Origin of the sequence: Streptomyces fodineus (genome assembly GCF_001735805.1) — a bacterium.
Classification (GTDB): domain Bacteria; phylum Actinomycetota; class Actinomycetes; order Streptomycetales; family Streptomycetaceae; genus Streptomyces; species Streptomyces fodineus.
On the sequence record NZ_CP017248.1, the window covers coordinates 695,752 to 719,547 of the forward strand.

At 71.6% G+C, this 23,796-nt stretch carries 18 protein-coding genes; 10 read left to right on the top strand and 8 right to left on the bottom strand.

Annotated elements, in window-relative coordinates; translation table 11 throughout:
* The first annotated feature begins 2 nt into the window (after window positions 1–2).
* Window positions 3–764 carry an ABC transporter ATP-binding protein gene (locus BFF78_RS03080; RefSeq protein WP_069776835.1) on the top strand — a complete coding sequence of 254 codons (762 nt, stop codon included), beginning with the start codon at window positions 3–5 and terminating at the stop codon, window positions 762–764.
* 49 nt (window positions 765–813) lie between these two features.
* Here the strand turns inward: BFF78_RS03080 and BFF78_RS03085 are convergent, their stop codons facing one another.
* The 3 genes from BFF78_RS03085 to BFF78_RS03095 all read right to left on the bottom strand — a co-directional run bounded on the left by BFF78_RS03085 (window position 814) and on the right by BFF78_RS03095 (window position 5,837).
* Window positions 814–3,453, bottom strand: coding sequence for a WD40/YVTN/BNR-like repeat-containing protein (locus tag BFF78_RS03085; RefSeq protein ID WP_069776836.1), 2,640 nt, complete (start codon window positions 3,451–3,453; stop codon window positions 814–816).
* A gap of 106 nt (window positions 3,454–3,559) precedes the next feature.
* Complete coding sequence (locus tag BFF78_RS03090) at window positions 3,560–4,684, bottom strand: GNAT family N-acetyltransferase (RefSeq protein WP_227025690.1); 1,125 nt, start codon at window positions 4,682–4,684, stop codon at window positions 3,560–3,562.
* 280 nt (window positions 4,685–4,964) lie between these two features.
* Window positions 4,965–5,837, bottom strand: coding sequence for a helix-turn-helix transcriptional regulator (locus tag BFF78_RS03095; RefSeq protein WP_069776837.1), 873 nt, complete (start codon window positions 5,835–5,837; stop codon window positions 4,965–4,967).
* A gap of 140 nt (window positions 5,838–5,977) precedes the next feature.
* Between BFF78_RS03095 and BFF78_RS03100 the strand changes: the two genes are divergently transcribed.
* The 6 genes from BFF78_RS03100 (at window position 5,978) to BFF78_RS03125 (ending at window position 13,291) form a co-directional block, all read left to right on the top strand.
* Window positions 5,978–6,760: an SDR family oxidoreductase gene (locus tag BFF78_RS03100; protein ID WP_069776838.1), complete on the top strand. Its 783-nt coding sequence runs from the start codon at window positions 5,978–5,980 to the stop codon at window positions 6,758–6,760.
* A 19-nt stretch (window positions 6,761–6,779) separates the two neighbouring features.
* Window positions 6,780–7,697, top strand: a complete 918-nt coding sequence (locus tag BFF78_RS03105) for an SDR family oxidoreductase (RefSeq protein ID WP_069776839.1) — start codon at window positions 6,780–6,782, stop codon at window positions 7,695–7,697.
* A 637-nt stretch (window positions 7,698–8,334) separates the two neighbouring features.
* Window positions 8,335–10,506, top strand: coding sequence for a glycoside hydrolase family 31 protein (locus tag BFF78_RS03110; protein ID WP_418346742.1), 2,172 nt, complete (start codon window positions 8,335–8,337; stop codon window positions 10,504–10,506).
* A gap of 123 nt (window positions 10,507–10,629) precedes the next feature.
* Window positions 10,630–11,844, top strand: coding sequence for a carbohydrate-binding protein (locus BFF78_RS03115; protein ID WP_069776841.1), 1,215 nt, complete (start codon window positions 10,630–10,632; stop codon window positions 11,842–11,844).
* 125 nt (window positions 11,845–11,969) lie between these two features.
* Window positions 11,970–12,746 carry a polysaccharide lyase family 7 protein gene (locus BFF78_RS03120; protein ID WP_069776842.1) on the top strand — a complete coding sequence of 259 codons (777 nt, stop codon included), beginning with the start codon at window positions 11,970–11,972 and terminating at the stop codon, window positions 12,744–12,746.
* Window positions 12,747–12,838: 92 nt separating this feature from the next.
* Entirely contained in the window at window positions 12,839–13,291 is a 453-nt protein-coding gene (locus BFF78_RS03125; protein ID WP_069776843.1) for a hypothetical protein, read from the top strand.
* A gap of 33 nt (window positions 13,292–13,324) precedes the next feature.
* Here the strand turns inward: BFF78_RS03125 and BFF78_RS03130 are convergent, their stop codons facing one another.
* The gene (locus BFF78_RS03130) at window positions 13,325–16,699 is read right to left on the bottom strand and encodes a pyruvate carboxylase (protein WP_069776844.1); all 3,375 of its coding nucleotides are present in this window, start codon (window positions 16,697–16,699) and stop codon (window positions 13,325–13,327) included.
* Window positions 16,700–16,858: 159 nt separating this feature from the next.
* The gene (locus BFF78_RS03135; RefSeq protein ID WP_079161123.1) at window positions 16,859–17,797 is read right to left on the bottom strand and encodes a hypothetical protein; all 939 of its coding nucleotides are present in this window, start codon (window positions 17,795–17,797) and stop codon (window positions 16,859–16,861) included.
* 756 nt (window positions 17,798–18,553) lie between these two features.
* Here BFF78_RS03135 and BFF78_RS03140 point away from each other — a divergent pair.
* Both BFF78_RS03140 and BFF78_RS03145 read left to right on the top strand, forming a co-directional pair.
* Window positions 18,554–19,543: an aldo/keto reductase gene (locus BFF78_RS03140; RefSeq protein WP_069776845.1), complete on the top strand. Its 990-nt coding sequence runs from the start codon at window positions 18,554–18,556 to the stop codon at window positions 19,541–19,543.
* A 222-nt stretch (window positions 19,544–19,765) separates the two neighbouring features.
* A complete protein-coding gene (locus BFF78_RS03145; protein WP_237282572.1) occupies window positions 19,766–20,431 on the top strand; it encodes an iron-containing alcohol dehydrogenase in 666 nt (221 codons plus the stop codon).
* 121 nt (window positions 20,432–20,552) lie between these two features.
* Here the strand turns inward: BFF78_RS03145 and BFF78_RS03150 are convergent, their stop codons facing one another.
* The 3 genes from BFF78_RS03150 to BFF78_RS03160 are packed head-to-tail and all read right to left on the bottom strand — an operon-like array spanning window position 20,553 to window position 22,254.
* On the bottom strand, window positions 20,553–21,296 hold the full coding sequence (locus BFF78_RS03150; RefSeq protein WP_069776846.1) for a metallophosphoesterase family protein: 744 nt from the start codon (window positions 21,294–21,296) through the stop codon (window positions 20,553–20,555).
* Window positions 21,293–21,571: a BON domain-containing protein gene (locus BFF78_RS03155; RefSeq protein WP_069776847.1), complete on the bottom strand. Its 279-nt coding sequence runs from the start codon at window positions 21,569–21,571 to the stop codon at window positions 21,293–21,295. The genes BFF78_RS03150 and BFF78_RS03155 overlap by 4 nt, the downstream gene beginning before the upstream one ends.
* The gene (locus tag BFF78_RS03160; protein WP_069776848.1) at window positions 21,568–22,254 is read right to left on the bottom strand and encodes a nucleotidyltransferase family protein; all 687 of its coding nucleotides are present in this window, start codon (window positions 22,252–22,254) and stop codon (window positions 21,568–21,570) included. Before BFF78_RS03160 ends, BFF78_RS03155 begins: the two co-directional genes overlap by 4 nt.
* 305 nt (window positions 22,255–22,559) lie before the next feature.
* On the opposite strand from BFF78_RS03160, the gene BFF78_RS03165 reads away from it, so the two are divergent.
* The gene (locus tag BFF78_RS03165; RefSeq protein WP_069776849.1) at window positions 22,560–23,714 is read left to right on the top strand and encodes a PP2C family protein-serine/threonine phosphatase; all 1,155 of its coding nucleotides are present in this window, start codon (window positions 22,560–22,562) and stop codon (window positions 23,712–23,714) included.
* Window positions 23,715–23,796 lie beyond the last annotated feature (82 nt).

The following is a 23,796-nucleotide window of genomic DNA, read 5'->3' on the forward strand; positions in this document are numbered from 1 at the left end:
GGATGCTGCGCCTCGACTCCGTCAGCCGGCACTTCGGCGACATGCGCGTCCTGGACCGGTTCAGCCTCACCGTGCCCGACGGTCAACTCCTCAGCGTGGTCGGGCCCTCCGGCTGCGGCAAGTCCACGCTGCTGCGCACCATCGCCGGGCTGCTGCCCGCGCAGGAGGGCACGATCACCATCGACGGCGCGCCGGTCACCGGCGTGCCGGAGCGGCTCGCGGTCGTCTTCCAGGAGTACGGCCGCTCGCTGCTGCCCTGGCTCACCGTGCGCGACAACGTGGCCCTGCCGCTGCGCCGCCGGGGCCTGGGGCGCGCCGCCCGCCGGGCCGCGGCCGAGACGATCCTCGAACGCGTCGGCCTGCACGGGGCCGGACGCCGGCATCCCCGGGAGCTGTCCGGCGGCATGCAGCAGCGGGTGGCCATCGCCCGCGCGCTGGTCTGCCGGCCGTCCCTGCTGCTCATGGACGAGCCGTTCGGCTCGCTGGACGCCCGCACCCGCGAGGACCTGGAGGACCTGCTCCTTCAGGTCCATCGCGCCGACGGCACGACCATCGTGTTCGTCACCCACGACATCGACGAGAGCGTGTACGTCGGCGACCGCGTCGTGGTCCTCTCCCCCGGCCCCGGCTCCCTCGTCGTCCGTGACCTGCCGGTGGACCTGCCGGCCGAACGGGACCAGCTCACCACCCGGAGTCTGCCCGCGTTCGTGAAGCTGCGGACGGAGGTGGGCCGGGCGGTACGCGGCGAGTACGGGGAGGGGTGACCTCCGGGCCATCGGGGCCCGGAGGTCACCCCTTGCCTTCACCGGGCGCTCAGTGCAGGTCCCGCACCTTCACGGTGTAGATTCCCCGGCCGTGCGTGGCGGCGTACAGCGTGCCGCCGTCCGGGCCGGTCTTGAGCTGGAGGACGGCGACCGCCGGCAGGCTGCCGACCCGCTGCCAGGTGGTGCAGCCCGGCGCGCGGTAGACGACACCGAGGTCCGTGGCGACGGCGAGGCCGCCGTCGGCCGTCACCAGCGCGGAGTCGGTGGGCACGTCGGGCAGGTTGGCCGAGATGTCCTTCCAGGTGGTGCCGCCGTCGGTGGACTCGAAGACGTGGCCGACGCCGGCCCCGGGGCCCTCCGTCCAGTGCCGGGAGAAACCGTTCACCGCGAGGAAGACGTGGTCGGCGTTCTTCGGGTCGACGGCGAAGCCGCTGAGGTAGCGGTTGGGCACGGTGCCGTCGACGGGCAGGCTGATGTCGTGCCAGCCGGTGCCGTCCGCGTTGCCGACGGCGATGCCCCGGGCGAAGCCCTGGTTGTTGCAGGGACCGCACCAGGCGGCGTAGATCCTGCCGCCGGACGCGGCGACGGCGGTCGCGACCCGGCCGGCGCCGAAGTCGTGCACGCTGGTCCACTCCGAGCCGCTGCGGATGCCGTAGCCATGGGTCTGGACCCAGATGTGCCGGCCGCCGGCCACCCAGGTGTTGCCGTCCTTCATGTCCGCCGCGAGCGGGGCGATGAAGCGGGCCTCGCTGGTGGCGTTGTCGGGCGGGGCGACGGAGTACGACGTCGCCTTGCTCGCGTCCTTGGTCCAGCTGCCGTCGTTCACCGCGCAGTTCTGGGTGACCTGGACGGCTAGGTAGACGTACTCCTGGGCGATGTTGCAGCCGTTGGCCGGGTCGGTGAGCGTGTCGCCGCCGTCGCCGCCGAAGTCGGAGCCCATCACCGTGTCATTGCCACGCAGGATGGACTGGCCGTTGTCCTGGAGGCCGCCGGTGACGGACAGGCCGCCGTGGTCGAGGTCCTTGCCGATGCCGACGGAGTAGTACTGCAGGGTGTCGATGGTGCCGTCGTTGAGGGAGGTCCAGTCGGTGGCGTGGCCGGAGGCGTCCTGGGCGCCGTCGACCGGGCGCTTGTAGACGCCGCCGTCGTTGCCTACGTACACGAAGCTCGTGCCGTGGTAGCGGCCGATCGCGACGCCGTGCTGGTCGGAGTGGGTGGTCTGGTGGCAGTCCCCGGTCTGCTCGGCCGGGTCGATGCTCCAGCAGGAGAACCCGAAGTTCCAGTACGGGCCGACGGTGGACCAGGTGCCGCCGCCGTCCTTGGTCTCGTAGACCTCTTCCAGGCCGGCGTACACGTGCTGGGGGTCGCTGGGATCGACGGTGAGGAACTGGTTGTACCAGGCCTGGACGCCCGGCATGTAACCGGGCGAGGTCAGCGCCGAGTTGTCGGCCGCCAGCCCCTTGTAGTCGGCGATCTTCGTCCAGGGGCCGGTCGGCGAGCCGGACTTGGAGACGTAGATGCCCTCCAGGCCACTGTCCGGGTTGGTGTTGAGCTGCTGCGGGGACTGGTCGATGGCGTAGTAGCGGGAGCCGTCGGCGGAGCGGGCGAAGGTGACGTTGCCGACGTTGCCGGCGTCGGCCGGGAGGTCACCGAGGCCGCTGCTGATCCGGGTCCAGGTGCCGCCCGCCTCGGTGTAGAAGCCGTTGTAGTCGTCGCCGCTGCGCCAGCCGACGGCGAGGACCACCTTGGCCGGGTCCTTGGGGTCGATGGCGATGTCGTTGGCGATGTTCTTGTACGGCGCGGACGGATCGCCGGCCTTCGAACCGCCGGGCAGATAGTCGGGGTTGGGTGCGAACTCCAGCTTCCAGGGGCCGGTGAGCTTGTTCGTGGAGTGGCTCCACACGCCCTTGCCGGTGGCCGCCCAGACCTTGCCGCCGCCGAAGCGCAGCTCGTGGATGGTGGTGCTCTCCAGCTCGTCGCCGCCGACCCTGCTGCGTGCGGAGAAGGTGCCGTGGTGGGGGTCGGTGAGGACGTAGACGCCGCTGCCGAGATAGGCGTCGGCGTTGGTGGTGGCCTCGCCGGTGCCCAGCCACAGCCGGCCCGCGCCGTCGACGGCGAGGGCGCCGGTGGACTGGGCGGGCAGCCGGTCGCTGACGGGCTGCCAGTGGCCGCCCCCGGTGCGCGAGCGCCACACCCCGCCGCCGGCGCTGCCCGCGTAGACGTAGCCGTCGTCGTCGGCGGCGATCGCCGCCATCCTGCCGGTGACGTTTCCGCTGCCACCGCTGGAGTTGGAGTCGATGTCGCGGTAGCGCGGGTCGTCGGAGTCGTACGGCAGATCGGTGACATTGCGCCACCTGCCGCCGGTGCTGTCGAGGTTGGTGAGGTCGCGCCAGGCCGCGCCGTACGCGCCCGGGGCGACCACACCGGGTGAGGTGCGGGCCTCGGCGTACTGGTCCGCGCCCTCGGCGATCTCGTCCGCCTCGTTGCCGTGGTCATCGTCCCCGGCCACGTGCGGGGACATGGCGCCCACCGACTGCTCGCGTTCCTTGGCGAGTTGGCCGAGCGCACGGACGCCGAAGGGGCTGGGCGAGCGCCCGGAGGCGGCGGACGGGGGTATCACGACGAGCGCGGCGGACGCGGTGAGCGCACAGACCGTGAACCACCGTCTTCTGTGGGTTGGTACGGACACCAGGGGCCTCCCGGAATGCATCGACACTGCCGACGCAGGAGACCCGACCACGCTGGCGTGAAAACGTCCGCCGCTTGGCCAAAATTTGACGAGAACCTGCCAGCAACTACCGCCCGGGAAGGCGATTCTTCCCGGCGGCCGGGGAAGCCGCCGCACCCTGTGTGCGGAGCCTTCCGACCGTCTTCAGCAGCTGGTCGGCCGGATCGCGCAGCCGGGGATGGGCCAGCACGGTGTTGCGCAGCCCGCGTACCGGCCTGCGCCACAGCCGCTGGGCCAGCGCCACCGGGTGGGCCCGGGCGGCGAAGCCCTCGGCGACCCGCAGTTCGCGGGTCTTCAGCCAGTCCTTGTACTCCTTGTCACCGCGGCCGAGGTCGACCATGGTCACCCCGGCCCGGGCAGCCGCCTCGGCGGTCCTCAGGTGCATCATCAACCCCGGTGAGTAGTAGTGCAGTTCGGGGTCGTAGGCGGTGAACCAGGCCGCCAGCACCGTGCTCGACCGGGGGCCGAAGTGGGCCGCGACCGGCCGGTCCCCCGCGTACAGCACGGACAGCACTCCGGTGAAGTGCTCCTCGCGCTCGCGGAAGAGATGGTCGACCAGAGCGACGATCCACGGCCGGGAGAACCGGTCCATACGGCCGGTCCTGCGGTACTGGGCGGACTTCCACCGCATGAGGGTGCGCAGGACCTGCGGGTCACGCTCGTCGAACACGAACCGCACCTCGCCGATGTCCCGGCCCAGGCGCCGTTCCTTCTTCAGGGTCGTCTTGGCCAGCCCCGGGTAGGTGCCGCGCAGCCACTCCGGGTAGCCGCCGTCGCCGGGCTTCACATCGATCACCGGTGAGGCGAAGGTGCCGGTCACGTGGGGCGCGAACGGCCGTTGTTCCTCAACGAGATGGTCGAACTCGAAGATGCTGAGCCGGCAGGCCCGCAGCAGGTCCTCGGCGTGCCAGGCGAGGCCGGGCCGGTGCACGAGGGCCTGGCAGTCGGACAGTCCGAGCCCGATGGCCCGTCCGGTGCCGAATGGCCCCCGCTCGTACGGGAAGAACCCGGCCGGCTCGCCGTTCTCGCGCAGGACCGCCACGCGCGCCCCGCCCCGGAACCGGCCGACGCCGATCGCGAACTCCGGTGCGAGGAAGGGGTTGGCGTACTCGGGCGACTCGTCCATCGCACGGTGCCAGGCCCCGCGCAGTTCGGCCGTCAGCTCGCCGGGTCTGTGGATGGTGATCTCCACCTCAGTTCGACCGCCCTTCCGCAGGCTGTGCGAGCGATGTGCCCGAGGCGGCACCGGCCGGTGAGGCGTATGGATCATGGCTCATGGATCGCATGGGCGACCGCTCCCCCCATGACGCGCCGGGCGCGTCCTGCCACTGGTTCCGATGTGCGCAAAAATCCCCTCCGCGCGCGACTGCTCAAACGTCGCGAAACAGTACGCACACTGTCAAGGGTGCCTCAGGCGACGGACGGTCCGCCACGGGTCTGCGGACTTCGGGGACAAGTCCTTACCCGGCCTTTCAGCGGGGCTTGCGCCCCCGTTCCTCCGCCGCGGCACTCAGCTCCTGAGTGCCGATGACCGAAAGCAGCTCAAGCTGGGCGGCTCCCTCGGTGCCGGGCGGGGCGCTGAACCACAGCAGGCGCTGCCGGCCGTCCTCGCTGAAGAGGCTGTGGCAGTCCAGCTCGATGACGCCGAGCGAGGGGTGGACGATCCGCTTGTGGTCGGTGCGGCGCAGGGCCACCTCCCGCTGCTCCCACAGCTCGGCGAACTCCGTGCTGCGCCGCAGCAGCGCGGCCACCAGCCGGGTGACGTCGGTGTCCTTGGCGCGCCGGGCGGCGACCGCCTGGAGGTCGGCGGTGAACACCCGGGAGTGGTGCGGATGGTCCTCGGCCGGGTAGATGCCGCGGGCCGCGGGCTCGGTGAACCAGCGGTACACGAAGCTGCGGTGGGGACCGCGTCCGCTCGGCATCTCTCCGAGCAGTGCCACGGCGAGGGGGTTCTGGACGAGCGGCTCATGCAGGTCGGTGATGACCTGGGCGGGCGTGGTGGTGAGCCGGTCCAGGAGGCCGAGCAGGGCGGGCTGGACGAGCGCGGTGGGCCCGGACGCCTCGGACGGCAGCCGGCGGTCGGCGAGGTGGAACAGGTGGTCGCGTTCGTCGCCGCCGATCCGCAGGGCGCGGGCGAGGGCGGCCAGGACCTGCGAGGAGGGCTGAGCGCCGCGGCCCCGCTCCAGCTCGGTGTAGTAGTCGGCCGAGAGCCCGGCCAGCTGGGCCACCTCCTCGCGGCGCAGGCCCGGGACGCGGCGGCGCGGGCCGGCGGGCAGGCCGACGTCGGCGGGGCGGACCCGGTCGCGCCGGGACTTCAGGAAGGCGGCCAGCTCGGCATGGTTCACGCCCTCCATGGTCGCGCCCCGCGGGATGCGTAGCCAGGGGTTGCCGACCCCCGGGTGAGCGCAGCCGTGGTTGACGGGGGTACGGCGGCCCAGGCTGAAGAAGCACGTACCGCACCGCGACGTCCGGCAGGAGACCGCTCATGTCCGCTCAGGAACCAGCCACCCAGGAAACAACCGTCCGGGAACCGGCTGCCCGGCCCCGTGTGGCCGTGGTCACCGGAGGCTCGCGCGGTATCGGCCGGGCGACGGTGAGCCGGCTCGCCGCCGACGGATACGCCGTGGTGATCGGGTACGCCGGCAACCGCGAGTCGGCCGAGGCCGCCGTCGAGGAGGTCATCGCGGCCGGCGGCAGGGCGGTCGCCGTGCGCGCCGATGTCGCGGACGAACGGCAGGTCGCCGAGTTGTTCGGGACGGCCGCCGCGGAGTTCGGCGGGGTCGATGCGGTGGTCCACGCGGCCGGCCGGATGTATCTCGCGCCGATCGCCGAGCTGGACCTCGCCGAGCTGGACGCGATGCACCGCACCAACATCCGCGGCACGTTCGTGGTCGCCCGCCAGGCGGCCCGCACCCTGCGCCGGGGCGGCTCGTTCGTCGCCTTCTCCACGTCCGTGGTGGGCCTGGCCTTTCCCACGTACGGCGCCTACAGCGCGAGCAAGGGCGCGGTCGAGGCGCTGACCCTGGTGCTGGCCCGCGAACTGCGCGGCCGGGACGTCACCGTGAACACCGTCGCCCCCGGGCCCACGGCCACCGAGCTGTTCCTGGACGGCAAGGACGAGGAGACCATCGCGCGCCTGGCCGCCCAGCCGCCGCTGGAACGCCTCGGCACGCCCGCCGACATCGCCGAGGTGGTGGCCTTCCTCGCCTCCCCGGCCGGCCACTGGGTCAACGGCCAGGTCGTGCGCGCCAACGGCGGCATCGTCTGACCATCACCCTCCCCACCCCTTGAGGAATCATGACCACCGACACCCCCGAACGATCCTGGTCACCGGCGCCTCCAGCGGCTTCGGCGCGCTGACCGTGCGCGCCCTCGCCGACGCGGGCCACACCGTCTACGCGGGCATCCGGCAGACGGCCGGCCGCAACGCCTCCGCCGTGGCCGGCCTGGACGGATACGCGGCCGACCACGGCGTGTCCCTGCACGCCGTCGAACTGGACGTCACCTCCCAGGACTCCGCCGACGCGGCGGTGGCCCGGGTGCTGGCCGCCGAGGGCCGGCTGGACGTGGTGGTGCACAACGCGGGCCACATGGTCACCGGGCCCGCCGAGGCCTTCACTCCCGAGCAGCTCGCGGACCTGTACGACGTCAATGTGCTGGGTGCCCAGCGCGTGAACCGGGCCGCGCTGCCCCGGCTGCGGGAGCGGGGCGAGGGCCTGCTGGTGTGGATCGGCAGCTCCAGCACGCGCGGCGGCTGTCCGCCGTTCCTGGGGCCGTACTTCGCGGCCAAGGCGGCGATGGACGCGCTGGCGGTCAGTTACGCCGGTGAACTGGTCCGGTTCGGCATCGACACCGCGATCGTCGTGCCGGGCGCCTTCACCTCCGGCACGAACCACTTCCTGCACGCCGGCACCCCCGCCGACACCGGGCGCGCGGCGGCCTACGACGAACGCTACGGCACCCTGCTGGCGGGGCTGGACCAGCGGCTCGCGGCGCTGATCCCGCCGGACGCGGACGCGGCGGAGGTCGCCCGGGCCGTCGTACGTCTGGTGGACCTGCCCGGCGGCCGCCGGCCGCTGCGCACCCACGTGGACCCGGCCCGTGACGGCAGCGAGGTCGTCTCCGCGGTCGCCGGCCGTGTCCGCGCCGAGTTCTTCCGCCGTGCCGGCCTCGACGACCTGCTCACCCCGGGCAGTTCCCTCTGAGCCCCCTCGATCCAGGATCCGCGCTCTTGACATGAACCTGCGCCAACCCCGAGTCTTCGTGCGTGAAGTTGCTCGATTGAAGCTCATTTCGAGCGCGTACGAGCAACAGCCCGCAAGAACAGTCAGTCCGCAGCGCTGCGAGGGGAGCTGTTCCGCCGTGCAAAGACCGCGAAGACTACGCCATCGTGTGCCGTGGCCGGCCTGGGTGCCGCTGGGGCTGGCGACCGCCCTGGCGGCAACCGTGCTCGCGGGCCCGGCACCCGCCCAGGCCGCCGCCACCGCCTCCGGCGCCGTACTCGATCCGGCCCACGGCAGCGTCAGCTGGCAGAGCCCGGTCTACGCCAAGGGCACCGGCGGCGGCACCGAGACCTGTCCCGACGCCGCAGCCGACCCCGACAACAAGGTCTGCGACCGCTTCGACCTGACCGTCTCGGTGCCGGACGGCTACTGGGACGACAACCCCGAGGGCGGCGTCCCGCTGGCGGTCAAGTGGGAGAAGCCCTCCGACGACTTCGACCTGTACGTCTACGACGACCACGGCAAGCAGGTCGCGTCCAGCGCGGGCACAGCCGATCCCGAGGCCACGGTGATCCCGCGGGCGTCGGGGACGTACCACGTACTGGTCGTCCCGTACGACGTGCACGACAACTCCTTCACCGGCACGGCGTATCTGCCCGCCACCACGGACGCCGGCGATCTCACATCGTTCTCGGGCGGCGACGGCAGTTACACCGTCAAGGCGGGTCAACTCACGGCGCAGGCGGATTTCCTGACAGGTGGTCGACTGCGGTTGCAGGCAGATCCCTCCGGCTCGCTGAGCGATCCCGCGGGCACCGACATCGTGCGCGAACAGCCCGCGACCGAGCGGCACACCTCGTCCTTCGACGCGGGCGACTACTACGGCATCCGCTCGCCGCAGGCCGTCCTGCGCGTCTACAAGAAGCCACTGCGCTTCGGACTGTACAAGCCCGACAACCGCACCCGGATCTGGCAGGAGGACAAGCCGCTGCGCTGGTCCACCGGCGGCATGCGGCAGAGCCTCGTGCGGGGCGCGGACGAGCAGTTCTTCGGTGGTGGCGAGCAGAACGGCAGCTTCTCGCACCGCGGGCAGACGATGTACGTGTCCAACAGCTTCGACTGGGATGAGGGCGGCTACAACAACTCCCAGCCGTTCTACCTCTCCAGCGCGGGCTACGGCGTGCTGCGCAACACCTTCGCACCGGGCGTGTACACCTTCGGGTCACCGGTGACCACGGGCCAGCAGGAACGGCGGCTGGACGCCTACTACTTCCTCGGTGACGCCAAGCAGGTCATCGGCAAGTACACGGCGTTGGCCGGCAAGCCCTTCATGCCTCCGGTGTACGGACTCGAACCCGGCGACTCCGACTGCTACCTGCACAACGCCAACCGGGGCGAGCGGCACACCCTGGACGCGCTGAAGATCGCCGACGGGTACACACAGAACCAGATGCCGCTCGGCTGGATGCTGGTCAACGACGGTTACGGCTGCGGGTACGAGAACCTGGAGCAGACCGCCAAGGGCCTGCAGGACCACCACGCGCAGCTCGGCCTGTGGACCCAGGACGGCATCGACAAGCTGGCCGACCAGGTCAAGGCGGGCCAACGGGTGGCCAAGCTGGACGTGGCCTGGGTCGGCAACGGCTACAAGTTCGCGCTGGACGCGTGCGACGCCGCCAAGAAGGGGATCGAGGCCAACAGCGACGCGCGCGGTTTCGTGTGGCTGCCGGTGTCCTGGGCGGGCGCCCAGCGCTGCGGAGTGCTGTGGAGCGGCGACCAGAAGCTGTCCTGGGACTACATCCGCTGGCAGATCCCGACCTATGCCGGCGCGACCCTGTCCGGCATCGCCTACAACACCGGTGACGTGGGCAGCATCTACCGGCACGACGCCAAGATGTACGCCCGGGACCTGCAGTGGAAGGCGTTCCTGCCGGCCATCATGACCATGGACGGCTGGGCGACCGACCTCACCACGAAGAAGCCCGCCGACCAGCAGCCCTGGCTGGACGGGGAGCCCTACACCTCGGTCAACAGGAAGTACCTGCAGCTGAAGGAACGGCTGCTGCCGTACATGTACACCCTGTCCGCCGAGGCGGCGAAGACCGGTGTGGGCTCGGTACGGCCGCTGTGGCTGGAGTTCCCGGACGACCCGGGCACCCTCTCGGACCAGGCGAAGTACGAGTTCCTGTCCGGCCCCGACTTCCTCGTGGCCCCGGTCTACCAGGACACCGACACCCGCGACGGCATCTACCTGCCGAAGGGCACCTGGACCGACTACTGGACCGGCCGCACCTACCAGGGCCCGACCACGGTCAACGGCTACCACGCCCCGCTCGACACGCTCCCGCTGTTCGTGCGCGAGGGCGCGATCGTGCCGATGTGGCCGAAGGGGACGACGAGTTGGCAGACCCGGGACCGGCACGAGCTGGACTGGGACCTGTACCCGGCGGCCCACGGCACGAGCCGCTACACGCTGTACGAGGACGACGGGGTGACCCGCGACTTCGCGCAGGGCGCCGCCGCCACCCAGCGGGTGTCCGTGCACAGCGACGGCAACGCGACCACCGTCTCCGTCGGCGCGAGCAGGGGCGACTACGCCGGCAAGGTGGACGACCGCTCCTACCGGTTCACCGTGCACGGCGACTCGGCGCCCCGTCAGGTGCTCCTCGACGGCCGCCGACTGCCCGCCTCCGCCTGGTCGTACGACGCCGGCACGGATGTCACGACCGTCACCACACCGAGTCTGCCGCTGGACCGGGGATTCACCGTGCGACTGGTCGACGAGAGGTAAAGGAATCGTATGGTCTAGTCCAAAGAGCGTGTTGGTCTAGTCCAACTTATTGACGTGACCGCAACAGCTCCCAGAGGGTGGGGCTCCCCGCTCCGGGGACTCCCCACCCTCTGGAGGCACGCAGTGAGACGTCTTCGGGCATGCCTGGGCGCGACGGCGGCCGTCGCGCTCGCCGCCGCCGGCACCACCGCGCTCGTCGCGAGCAACGCCTCGGGCGCGACGACCGCGCTGAGCAACCGCTGGTACGCCGCCGCCCCGTATCTGATGCCGCTGGACAACGACCCACCGGATGCGGCCGCCATCATGGACGCCACCAACCTCAAGGCCTTCCAGCTGGCCTTCATCCTCGCCCCCAACGGCGGCGGCTGTTCGCCCACTTGGGGCGGCACCTCGCCGGTGTCCTCGGACACGGCCGTACAGTCGTTGATCAGCACGATCCGCGCCAAGGGCGGTGACGTGTCGGTCTCCATCGGCGGCTACGGCGGCACCAAGCTCGGCCAGGCCTGCGCGGACGCCGCATCCACGGCGGCGGCCTACCAGCAGGTCATCACCAAGTACGGGCTGCACGCCATCGACTTCGACCTGGAGGAGCCGGAGTACGAGAACACGGCGGCCATCAAGAACGAGATCGGCGCCGCCAAGATCCTCCAGCAGAACAACCCGGGCCTGTACGTCTCCGTGACGACGGCCGGTACAGCCGACGGCACCGGCTGGTTCGGCAAGCAGATGCTGCTGGAGGCCAAGTCCCAGGGGTTCACGCCGAACAACTTCTCCATCATGCCGTTCGACGGCGGCTTCAACGGAGCGGCGAGCCAGACCAGCGCGCTGACCAACTTCAATGCGATCCTGCAGTCCACCTTCGGCTGGGACCAGGCGACCGCGTACGCGCACGAGGGCTTCTCCGGCATGAACGGCCGCAGCGACACGGGCGAGTACTTCACCCAGGCCGACTTCCAGACGGTGCTGGACTACGCGACGAGCCACAACATGGACCGCTTCACGTTCTGGTCCCTGAACCGCGACCGGCAGTGCAGCCCGCCCGACAACGGCGGTCGTACGTCCGGCACATGCTCCAGCGTGGCGCAGAACTCCTGGGACTTCGCCAAGTACTCGGTGAACTTCGCCGGGGTCACCCCGCCGACCACCCCGCCGACTCCCACTCCGACCCCGACCCCCACTCCCACCTCGTGCAAGACCGCCTGGAGCGCGTCGGCGGTGTACACGGCCGGCAACGAGGTCTCGTACAACAAGCACAACTGGAAGGCCAAGTGGTGGACCCAGAACGAGGTGCCCGGCGCCTCGGAATGGGGGCCGTGGCAGGACGAGGGCGCCTGCTGAACCTCTTGACGTGTCTGGTTCAGACCTCTAGCTTCTCGGGTCACCGATGACCAAGGATGCGTTCAGCGTTCATGCTGCTGAACGCATCCTTGATCCGACCTTCGGTTCGCAGAAGGGACCCCCACATGACCCGATCCCGGCTCCTCTCGGTGCCGATCACCGCGGGCCTCGCCCTGGCCCTCAGCCTCCTGGGCAGCCCCGGTGCGCTCGCCGCCGATCCGCATGTCGCCCCCGGCGGCAACTTCGACCTGTCGGTCTGGGAGCTCCAGGAACCCGTCGGCTCCCCCGGCAGCCCGACGACCATCCCGTCGTCCCGGCTCCAGGGCGCGAACGGCTACCAGGACGCGTACTTCTACACCGACACCCGTGACGGGGCCATGACCTTCTGGGCGCCCGAGAAGGGCGTCACCACACCGAACTCCAACTACGCCCGCTCCGAGTTGCGCGAGATGAACCGCGCCGGCAGCACCGCCGACTGGGCGCTGTCCGGCTCACACAGGATGAGCGCGACCCTTCGCGTGGTGTCCGTGACGAAGAACGTGTGCGTCGGGCAGATCCACCTCGGCAGCGGCGGCTCCTCCACCAAGCCGCTGCTGGAGCTGTACTACCACGCGAACGGCGACATCGTCCTCGGCACGGAGAACTCGCCGTCCGGCGGGCAGACCTCGCACGCCGTGGGGCACGTGCCGGTCGGCAAGACGTGGAGCTACACCATCGCCGTATCCGGCGGGAACACCATCGACCTGACCGTCAACGGCACCACCACCCACTACGGCATCCCGTCGTCGTTCCAGCAGTACAAGCAGTACTTCAAGGCCGGCTCCTACAACCAGTCCTCCTCGGACAGCACCACCGACGGCGCCCGTGTCGCGTTCTACGGCCTGACCGTGAAGCACGGCTGACACGCCGCCCGACCTGCGCGACTGGTGCATTCGGCCGTACGGTCGTAGCGTCGGGTGAACGCGCTAGGAACAGCACGACGGCGGGAGCGACCATGCGCGGATCAGTGATGGGAACGGCGGTCACCCTCGCGGCAGGCGCCCTTCTGACGGCGGCCATGACCACGGCTTCGGCGAGTCCACCGACCACGCCCCACAAGGCCGATCCCCCGCGCCCCGTTCTCGTCGACTGCACCTGGCACCAGAACGTCCGCCCGGCCGACTTCATCCTGGCCTGCGGCGACGGCAACAGCCGCCTCATCGGGCTCCACTGGTCGCAGTGGAGCCCGGACGGCGCGACGGCCACGGGTGTGAACATGGTCAACGACTGCAAGCCGTACTGTGCGGCCGGCCGCTTCCACGGCTACCCGGTCACGGTCCGGCTCGACGAAGCCAAGCCCTGGAAGAAGGATCCGGGTGTGCAGCACTACACGCGGATGACCCTCACCTACGCCCATGACCACCCCGAGGGGTTCCAGCAGGTCATGACCTACCCGCTCTGGGACTGAGGGCCGGCGAGCGGGTAGGTGCCGGGCGCCTGGTCAGGCGAGCTCCACCAGCAGGTCGCCGCCCTCCACCTGCTGGATGCGGTTGATGGCCAGCCGGGACACGCGGCCCGCCTTCGGCGCGGTGATGGTGGCCTCCATCTTCATCGCCTCGATGGTGGCGACGGTGGCGCCGGCGGCGATCTCGTCGCCCTCGGCCACCGCCAGGGTCACCACGCCGGCGAACGGCGCCGCCACATGGCCGGGGTTCGCGCGGTCGGCCTTCTCCGTCACCGGCACGTCCGAGGCCGCGGCGCGGTCACGGACCTGGATGGGCCGCAGCTGGCCGTTGAGCGTGGACATCACCGTGCGCATGCCCCGCTCGTCCGCCTCGCCGATCGCCTGCAGCTCGATCAGCAGCCGTACGCCGGGCTCCAGGTCGACGGCGTACTCCTTGGCGGGCCGCAGGCCGTAGAAGAACGCCTTGCTGTCCAGGACGCTGGTGTCGCCGAAGGACTGGCGGTGGGTGTCGAACTCGCGCGTCGGACCGGGGAACAGCAGCCGGTTGAGGGTGGCCCGGCGATCCTTGGCCAGGCCCTCGCGGTCCTCAGCGGACAGCTCGGGCGCCGGCTTGGGCGCGGCCCGACCCTGCAGCGCCTTGGTACGGAACGGCTCGGGCCAGCCGCCGGGCGGGGTGCCCAGCTCGCCGCGCAGGAAGCCGATCACCGAGTCCGGGATGTCGAACCTGTCGGGCGTCTCCTCGAAGTCCTTCGGGGAGACCCCGGCGCCGACCAGGTGCAGGGCGAGGTCGCCGACCACCTTTGAGGACGGGGTGACCTTGACCAGGCGGCCGAGGATGCGGTCGGCGGCGGCGTACATGGCCTCGATGTCCTCGAAGCGGTCGCCGAGGCCGAGGGCGACGGCCTGGGTGCGCAGGTTGGACAGCTGGCCGCCGGGGATCTCGTGGTGGTAGACGCGGCCGGTCGGGGAGGCGAGGCCCGCCTCGAACGGGGCGTAGATCTTGCGGACGCCCTCCCAGTACGGCTCCAGGTCGCCGACGGCGTGCAGGTCGAGCCCGGTGGGACGGTCGGAGTGGTCGGTGGCGGCCACCAGCGCCGACAGCGAGGGCTGGGAGGTCGTACCGGCCATGGAGGCGACCGCGCCGTCCACCGCGTCGGCGCCCGCCTGGATCGCGGCGAGGTAGGTGGCGAGCTGGCCGCCGGCCGTGTCGTGCGTGTGCAGATGCACGGGCAGGTCGAACTCGCGGCGCAGCGCGGAGACCAGCTTGGCGGCGGCGGGGGCGCGCAGCAGTCCGGCCATGTCCTTGACGGCGAGGACATGGGCGCCGGCCTCGACGATCTGCTCGGCCAGGCGCAGATAGTAGTCGAGGGTGTACAGCCGCTCGGCGGGGTCGTTGAGGTCGGCGGTGTAGCAGAGGGCGACCTCGGCGATCGCGGTGCCGGTCTCGCGTACGGCGTCGATGGCGGGGCGCATCTGGCCGACGTCGTTGAGGGCGTCGAAGATGCGGAAGATGTCGATGCCGGTGGCGGCGGCCTCCTGCACGAAGGCGTCGGTCACCTCGGTCGGGTACGGGGTGTAGCCGACGGTGTTGCGGCCGCGCAGCAGCATCTGGAGGCAGATGTTGGGGACGGCCTCGCGCAGGGCGGCCAGCCGCTCCCAGGGGTCCTCGGCGAGGAAGCGCAGCGCCACGTCGTACGTCGCACCGCCCCAGCACTCCAGGGAGAGCAGCTGCGGCAGGGTGCGGGCGACGACCGGGGCGACGGCGAGGAGGTCCTTGGTGCGCACCCGGGTGGCGAGCAGGGACTGGTGGGCGTCGCGGAAGGTGGTGTCGGTGACCCCGATGGTCGGCGACTCACGCAGGTGGCGTGCGAAGCCCTCGGGGCCGAGGTCGACCAGCAACTGACGGGAACCGGCGGGAGGTTCACCGGCCGGCAGCGGCGGCAGCTTGGTGACCGGGTCGAGCAGGTCGGGGCGTTCGCCGTGCGGCTTGTTGACCGTGACGTCGGCGAGGTACGTGAGCAGCTTGGTGCCGCGGTCCGCGGAGGAGCGGGCGGTCAGCAGGTGCGGGCGCTGCTCGATGAAGGAGGTGGTGACCCGGCCCGCCTGGAAGTCGGGGTCGTCCAGGACGGCTTGCAGGAACGGGATGTTGGTGGCCACGCCGCGGATGCGGAACTCGGCCACGGCACGCCGGGCGCGGCCGACGGCCGCCTTGAAGTCCCGGCCCCGGCAGGTGAGTTTGACCAGCATCGAGTCGAAGTGCGCGCTGATCTCCGTACCGGCGTGGGTGGTGCCGCCGTCCAGGCGGATGCCGGAGCCGCCCGGGGAGCGGTAGGCGCTGATCCGGCCGGTGTCCGGGCGGAAGCCGTTGGCGGGGTCCTCGGTGGTGATACGGCACTGCAGGGCGGCGCCGCGCAGGGTGATGGTGTCCTGGGCGAGGCCGAGGTCGGCGAGGGTCTCGCCGGAGGCGATCCGCAGCTGGGCCTGGACCAGGTCGACGTCCGTGACCTCCTCGGTCACGGTGTGCTCGACCTGGATGCGCGGGTTCATCTCGATGAAGACGTGGTTGCCGTCGGGGTCGAGGAGGAACTCGACCGTGCCCGCGTTGCGGTAGCCGATCTCGCGGGCGAAGCGCACCGCGTCGTCGCAGATCCGCTCCCGTACCTCCGGATCGAGGTTGGGGGCGGGAGCCAGCTCGATGACCTTCTGGTGGCGGCGCTGGAGCGAGCAGTCGCGCTCGTAGAGGTGGATGACGTTGCCCGCGCCGTCGGCGAGGATCTGCACCTCGATGTGGCGCGGGTCGACGACGGCCTTCTCCAGGAAGACGGTCGGGTCGCCGAACGCGGCGTCGGCCTCGCGGGAGGCGGCCTCGATGGACTCGCGCAGCTGGGCGGGGTCCTGCACACGGCGCATGCCGCGCCCACCGCCGCCGGCGACGGCCTTGACGAAGACGGGGAAGCCGATCTCCTCGGCGGCGCGCACCAGTTCGTCCACGTCGTTGGACGGCTGGGAGGAGCCGAGCACGGGCACGCCGGCGGCGCGGGCGGCGGCGACCGCGCGGGCCTTGTTGCCGGTCAGCTCCAGGGTGGCGGTGCTCGGTCCGACGAAGGTGATGCCCGCCTCCTCGCAGGCGCGGGCCAGTTCGGGGTTCTCGGACAGGAAGCCGTAGCCCGGGTAGACGGCGTCGGCGCCGGCCCGGCGGGCGGCGCCCACGATCTCCTCGACGGAGAGGTAGGCGCGTACCGGGTGTCCCGGCTCCCCGATCTCGTACGCCTCGTCGGCCTTCAGCCGGTGCAGCGAGTTGCGGTCCTCGTGCGGGAACACGGCGACGGTGCGCGCGCCGAGTTCGTAGCCCGCCCGGAACGCGCGGATCGCGATCTCGCCACGGTTGGCGACCAGCACCTTACGGAACATCCTGGATTCCCTTCAGCTGCCCTGCCGGCGACGAACACCATGGTGTCAGCCACGCCCTGCCGTACCTCGCGGGCCACCTTAGGGGGTGGCCGCACCTGTCCACGTGCGAAAACCATCACATTGACGGGGTGGGCGACGCCACACGCGGGCGTGGCGGGATCAGCATTCCAGGGACGTCATCGCCGTGCCCTTGGAACGGTCGGCGGTCGCCTGGGCGGGCACGGCGCGGGACGGCGTGGTCGCGGGCGTCGCCGACGGTTCGGCCGGCGCGGGGGCCGCCGTCGGCTCAGCGGGCGCCGGGGTTGCCGTCGGCTCAGCGGGCGCGGGGGTCGCCGTCGGCTCGATGGACGTGGGTCCGCCGTCCCGGGTGGAGAGCAGGGCGCGCAGGAGCGCCTGGAGGCGTGCGCGGCGGCCGTGCAGGAGGCCGAGGACGATCGCCGAGCCCACCGCGATCAGGTGCTCGCGGCCGGCCAGGTTGGGTACGGCGATGGACTCCCACACCATCGAGCCGCCGGTCAGTGTGAACACCACGGGCGCGCGTTTGACCACCGAGAGATAGGTGAACAGGCCGACCACGGCCGCGGAGGGCCCGGTGTCGAGCACCTGCCCGTACTCGTGCGGCAGCCCGAAACCCCACCAGCCGGGGCCCAGCGCGATCATCACGCGGGCGGTGAGCGTGCCGGCCACGGTGGTGGCGTAGGAGATCGCCAGTGTGCGGGCCCGGCCCAGGGCCAGTTCGGCCCAGGCGAAGGCGAGGAACAGCTGGGTGATGCCCGCCCACACCGGCAGATCGAGTGCCGGGACGTACAGCGAGACGGGCGTGCGCAGTAAGGACAGCCACAGCGGCAGGTCGGCCCTGACGCCGCCGAGCCGCGTCACCCACACCTCGCCGAGCGGGTACTGGGCGATGTCGTGGAAGAAGACGACGCCGAACGCGGCGACGCACGCCAGCAGCAGCCCGGACAGCCCGCGCCGGATGAGCCGCCGCACCGGTTCGACGACGATGGCGTGCCACTCGCCCCGCAGCGTGCGCCCGGTGAACCGGACCAGCCGTGCGAGCAGCGCGCGGCACCACTCGATGCGCCCTTCAGTCGTCATGAGACACGACAGCCCATCGCCTTCGGCTCCCCCGGCATGTCCATCGCCCCCTTCACCCCACGTCCGGCATTCCGGTCGCGGGGCGCTTTCCTGTCATCCGCCCGTTTCCGTCGCCATCGTATAGATGTACGGATCTTCCCCGGCCGACCCACCCCTGTGTGCGGGCGGCTTGCCCGCGTGGCTCGGCCGGTGGTCGCGCCTTCGGTTCTGGTGAGTGCGATTACGGGGACAGGGCGTGCGGCGCGTTTCTGGAACGCCGTGCGGCGGGGCGTGCGTTCCGGTACCCCTCGGTCATTTGCTGGTCCCGCCGCTGTCTTTCCGGCATGCGCCCGGTCCCTCCCCCGGTGTGGGCCTCTGTGGTGGTGAGGCCCGATCGGTGACAGTTCAGCGAGCCGGGAGGCGGGCGTCAAGATCCTTTGCGTATGCACGCGGGTGTGGGAAGACCCACAGGCCCCCAGCAGCGGAATCCGGGCGCGGAAGGCAACCTTCACCCGCTGGGATCCGTCCTCCAGTACAGGCCCCCGCTCCGCCCGCCGTACCGGTCGGTACCGGCGAGCCGACAGCGCGACAAACCGGTGGTCACCCGGAACGACCTGTCCGGGCCTGGCGGTCCGGCTGATTCCCGGCCTTGCGCGGAGCGTTGCTTGACTTCGAGAGCGCTCCAACTCGTAGCGTCGCAGACGTACGGCTCGTGAGGGATCCCCTGCCTGCCGTACGCGACGACGATCGAGTGTGCGGGAAAGGCTGGGACATCACATGCAGAAGCGCAGTCTGCGGGACCTCGAGGTATCGGCTCTCGGCCTTGGATGTATGGGCATGTCCGCCTTCTACGGCTCCGCCGACCAGGAGGAGGGCCTCGCGACCATCCGGCGCGCCCTGGAACTGGGGATCAACTTCCTCGACACCGCGCAGGTGTACGGGCCGCTGACCAACGAGTCGCTGGTCGGCGAGGCGATCCGGGGGCACCGCGACGAGTACGTGATCGCGACCAAGTTCAACTACCGGATGGACAACGCCGTACCGGGCGACATGACGACGATCGGCCGGCAGGACGGCTCCGCCGAGCACGTCCGTGAGTCGATCCACGGTTCGCTGGAGCGGCTGGGCACCGACCACATCGACCTGTACTACCAGCACCGGGTCGACCCGAACGTGCCCATCGAGGAGACGGTCGGGGCGCTGGCCGAACTGGTCCAGCAGGGCAAGGTGCGGCACATCGGGCTGAGCGAGGCCGGCGCGGAGACCATCCGGCGGGCGCACGCCGTGCATCCGATCGCCGCCGTGCAGAGCGAGTACTCGCTGTGGACGCGGGACGTGGAGGCCGAGGTGCTGCCCGCCTGCCGGGAGCTGGGCATCGGCTTCGTGCCGTACTCCCCGCTCGGCCGCGGCTTCCTCGCCGGGCGCTTCACCTCGCCGGACGAGCTGGACGCGAACGACTTCCGGCGCAACAACCCGCGCTTCACGGACGCCAACCTGGAGGCGAACCTGCGGCTGGCGGCGAAGGTCAAGGAGATCGCCGCCGAGAAGGACGTCACGCCGGCCCAGCTGGCCATCGCCTGGGTGCTGGCCCAGGGCGAGGACCTGGTGCCGATCCCGGGCACCAAGCGGCGCACCTACCTGGAGCAGAACGCCGGCGCGGTCGGAATCGAGCTGACCAAGGAGGACCTGGCCCGCATCGATGCCGAGCTGCCCGCGGCGGCGGGTGAGCGGTATGACGAGGCGGGTATGCGAGCCGTGAATCGCTAGGGGCGCCGCATACCGGACACGGCCCCGCCGATGGGGCGAGGTGTTCCCGGGGTGGGTGCCGTATCTGCGTGGCAGACGCGTTCCGGCGAGCGCGGCGGTGGTCCCGGCCGGACTCGGGGCCACCGCCCTGACCCAGCGGGCGATCAGCCCGAACGCGGTGACCGCGAGAACCTCGGAGGGAACGGCTTCGGCCTGATCGAGGACGCGGCGGCCTGCCGCAAGGTGTACATCGGCCACCCGTCCGTCAGGCCGCAGGCCGCCCTGCTCGACCCGGAGCTGACGCTCTGCCTGCCGCCGGCCGCGACGGCCGCGACCGGCATCGTCGCGCTCGTCCACGGCATCGAGTCGCCGGCCTCGCGCGGCGCGAACGCCTTCTCCGTGGCCTGCGCCACCCAGGCGGTGGGCATGGTCAGCCGTGCGCTGCCGGCCGCCCACCGGGACGGCTCGGACCTCGACGCGCGCGCCGAACTGATGATGGGCGCCCACCTGGCGGGCCAGGCCCTGACCCTCTCCGGGCTCGGCCTGGTCCACGGCATCGGCCACGCGCTCACCGCCCACACCGGCACCCCGCACGGTGTTGCCCTGGCCGCCGTCCTGGAAGAGGTCATGGAGTTCAGCGCACCGGCGGCGGGGGCGGCGTACGAGCAGGCGACGCGGGCGATGCGGGTGCCACCGCCCGACGACGGCGACTGGGCGCGGGCGGCCGTCACGGCGGTACGGGAACAGTGCGGGGCACTGGACATCAAGCGCCCGCTGCGCGAGCTGGGCACCGACCGCGACCTGCTGCCGGCCATCGCGGCGGGCGCGACCGCGGACGCGGTGACGAAGAACGCGCCGCGGCTGCCGGAGGAGGCAGAGGTGCTGGAGCTGCTGACGCGGGTGTATTGACGGGAGCCATCAGCACGGGCCCGGACCGGCGGAGGCACTGGGAACAAGCCCTGCGTACGGACCGTGGGTCTGCTCGCGGCGTCCCGGTCGCCGGTGGCCCGCTCGACCGGCCGGGCGGCGTTCACCCCTGCGCGTGCTCCTCGTGGGTCGGCAGGCGGTACACGTGGAAGGCCTGCCCGATGACCGGCTGGGCCACGTTCCGCACCCGGACCCCGCCGCTGGTCATGCCGTGCTCGGAGCCGGCGTGGGCGTGGCCGTGCACGGCGAGGTCGGCGCCGACGGTGTCGATCGCCTCGGCGAGCAGATAGCTGCCGAGGAACGGATAGATCTCCTGCGGCTCCCCGGCCAGGGTGTCCGGCACGGGCGAGAAGTGGGTCAGGGCGATCCGTACGTCGCAGTTCCAGTCGGCCAGGTCCTTCAGGGCGTTCTGCAGTCCGTCTGCGCAGCGGCGGCTGTAGCGGACGAACTCCTTCATGATCGGTTCGCCGAACTCCCCGGCGCAGCGTCCGACGAATCCGCCGCCGAAGCCCTTCGTCCCGGCGACGCCGATGCGGGCCTCGTGTGCGCTGACGACGGCGGCCTGTCCTTCCAGCACATGGGCGCCGGCGTCCCGGAGGATCGCGGAGACCTCCTCCGGCCGCTCGTCGTGGTAGTCGTGGTTGCCCAGGACGGCGACGACCGGCACACCGACGTCCTTGATCTCCCGGGCGACGACCGCGGCCTCCTCCGGGGTGCCGTGCCGCGTGAGGTCCCCGGCGAGGAGCAGGATGTCGGCGCACCTCGGCAGCGTCTCGAAGGAGGGGCGCAGCGTTCCCTGGCTTTCGGGGGCCATGTGGATGTCCCCGACGGCCGCGACGCGGATCATGTCAGGTCCTCCCCGTGGTCGGGCGAGGAGGTCCCGGCGACCATGATGTCGCAGTGGACGGGATGCCCCGCCAGTTCCTCGCGGGCCAGGCGCAGGATGTCGTCCCGGCACTGGGTGGACGACACGGTGCCGGTCAGCAGGACGGCCTCGCCGCGCAGCTCCAGTCGTACGCCCAGTTCCCCGAGCGGCCCGGCGGCCAGGCGCTCGGCGAGGTGGGCGACGCGGTAGTCCAGGTTGCCGGCCGCCGACGCGGGCGGCGGGCTGGTGTCGGTCATGGCTGCCCCTCCTGGGGGTCGATCACGTTCAGCCGTTCGAGGAGGAAGAGGAAGGCGGCCGGCATGGGCTGGTCGCCGCAGGCCGCCCGCAGCTCGTCCCAGTCGACCTTCTCGCGGACGGCACGGGCCACCGGCAGGACGGCCCCGAAGTCGCAGTAGTGCTCCGAGAAGGCGCTGATCAGGCTGTGGATCAGGTCGGTCGGAGCCAGGACGGGCATCAGGACCGAGTCGACCGGCAGGACATGGGCGCGCTCGAGCATGTCCTTGGTGACGCGCTGGTGCGCGAGGGCGAAGATGATGTCGACGTTCTGCCCCTGGCAGGTGGTCTTCAGCAGCCAGTCCTCAGGCGGGGTGCGGACGCCGAGACCGGCCTCGCGAAGGGTGGCGGACACCGCGTCGGCGTCGTCGGGCAGCACGCAGAAGTCGGCGTCGTGCTGAAGGTACCGGCTGCCTCCGTGGGCGTATACGGCCACGCTCCCGGCCAGCGCGAAGGGGTGGCCGGCGCGTTTCAGCAGGGCGCCGATCTGCTTGGCGGCCTCCAGGATGGCCTGGCTGCGGTCCTGCGGCAGGTCCGGCCGGGCCGGCGCGGGCGCGGCCGGGTCCCCCGGCCCGCCCGCGGCGAGGCGGAGCTCGGTGACCTCCGGCCGCCGGAGGGGCGCGGTGTCCTCCCCGTTGTGCGTCATGGCATCTCCGTTCGCGGCACCCTGCACCCCGGTTCGCCCCCGGGGGTCGTACGGGTACCCGGCGCGACCGCCCCGACACCGCGTACCACCGGGCGGATCGGGGCTGCTCAGCCGCCCGACCAGCGGCGGAGTGCCGGCGGCGAGATTCCGGCGGCGGCTGGCGAGGGCCGTACGCGCGACCGGGACGGGCCGTGTTCCCCAGAGCCGTGACGCAGCTGACGGTGGCCTTCGCTTCACCGGCGGCACGGCCCCCGATTCTTCCCGAGTGACGTGCATCGTGTCCGGCGTGGGAGCACGCTGTAGGAATGAGGCCCCTGTCCAAGGTGGGTCCGTGGCAGCCGTGGCAGTCGGCACACGCTCTGTTGCTGCTTCCGGTAGTGCTCATCGTGGTGATCACGGTGGTCGACATGCATGCCCCCGCCAACGTGCACCTCGGCCCGGCACTGGTGATCGCGCCCGCGCTCACGCCGTCCTTCGCCGGGCCGCGGACCACGGCGGCCATCGGCGCGCTGGCCATCGCCGCCCAGGTCATCATCGGTTTCACCCACGGCGGGATCGGCACCTCGAACCATGTCGTGCAGATCATCACCCTCGCCGTGCTCTCGGCACTGCTGGTGGTCTACAGCGCCCTGCGCGAGCGCCGGCAGGCGCAGCTGGCCCAGGTCCGCACGGTTGCCGAGGCCGCGCAGCACGTGCTGATGTGGCCGCTGCCCGAGCAGATCGGCCCGCTGCGGATCGCCTCGCTGTACCTGGCCGCCGAGGACGAGGCACAGATCGGCGGCGACCTGTACGCGGCGACCCGGTGCGACGGCGCGGTCCGCGTTCTGATCGGCGATGTGCGCGGCAAGGGCCTGGCCGCCATCGGCGAGGCCGCGCTGCTGCTCGGCGCGTTCCGGGAGAGCGCGCACCGGCACATGCCGCTCGCCGAGCTGGCCACCGTGCTGGAGCAGAGCGTCACCCGTTACGCGGCGGACCTGGAACCGCCGGAGGAGGCGGGCGAACGGTTCGCCACCGCGCTGCTGGTGGAGATCCCCGACCGGGATCCGGTCACCCGGATGACCAGCTGCGGCCATCCGCCGCCCCTGCTGCTGAGTCCCGGCCACGCCGTCACCGTGCCGAGCCTGCACCCGTCGCCGCCGCTCGGGGTGCAGCACGAGACCACCGAGCACACGCTGGACGTGTTCTCCTTCGAGCCCGGCGACACGCTCCTGCTCTACACCGACGGTGTGGTGGAGGCCAGGGACACCCACGGCCGGTTCTATCCGCTCACCGAGCGGGCCGTGCACTGGACCGACGACAGTCCCGAGGCGCTGATGCACCATGTGCGGCGCGACCTGCTCACCCACGCCGGGGGCCGGCTGGACGACGACGCCGCGCTCATCGCGCTGCACCGCACGGCCGTCGACCGGCGCCGCCACCACGGCCGGGCCGCCGGCGCGGACAGCTTCCGGCAGGGGTGACGGTGCCGTCGCCCAGGGTGTGGCGCCGGCGAAGCCCGCTCACACGGACGACCCCGATCACGTACGGCGGATCTGCCACGGC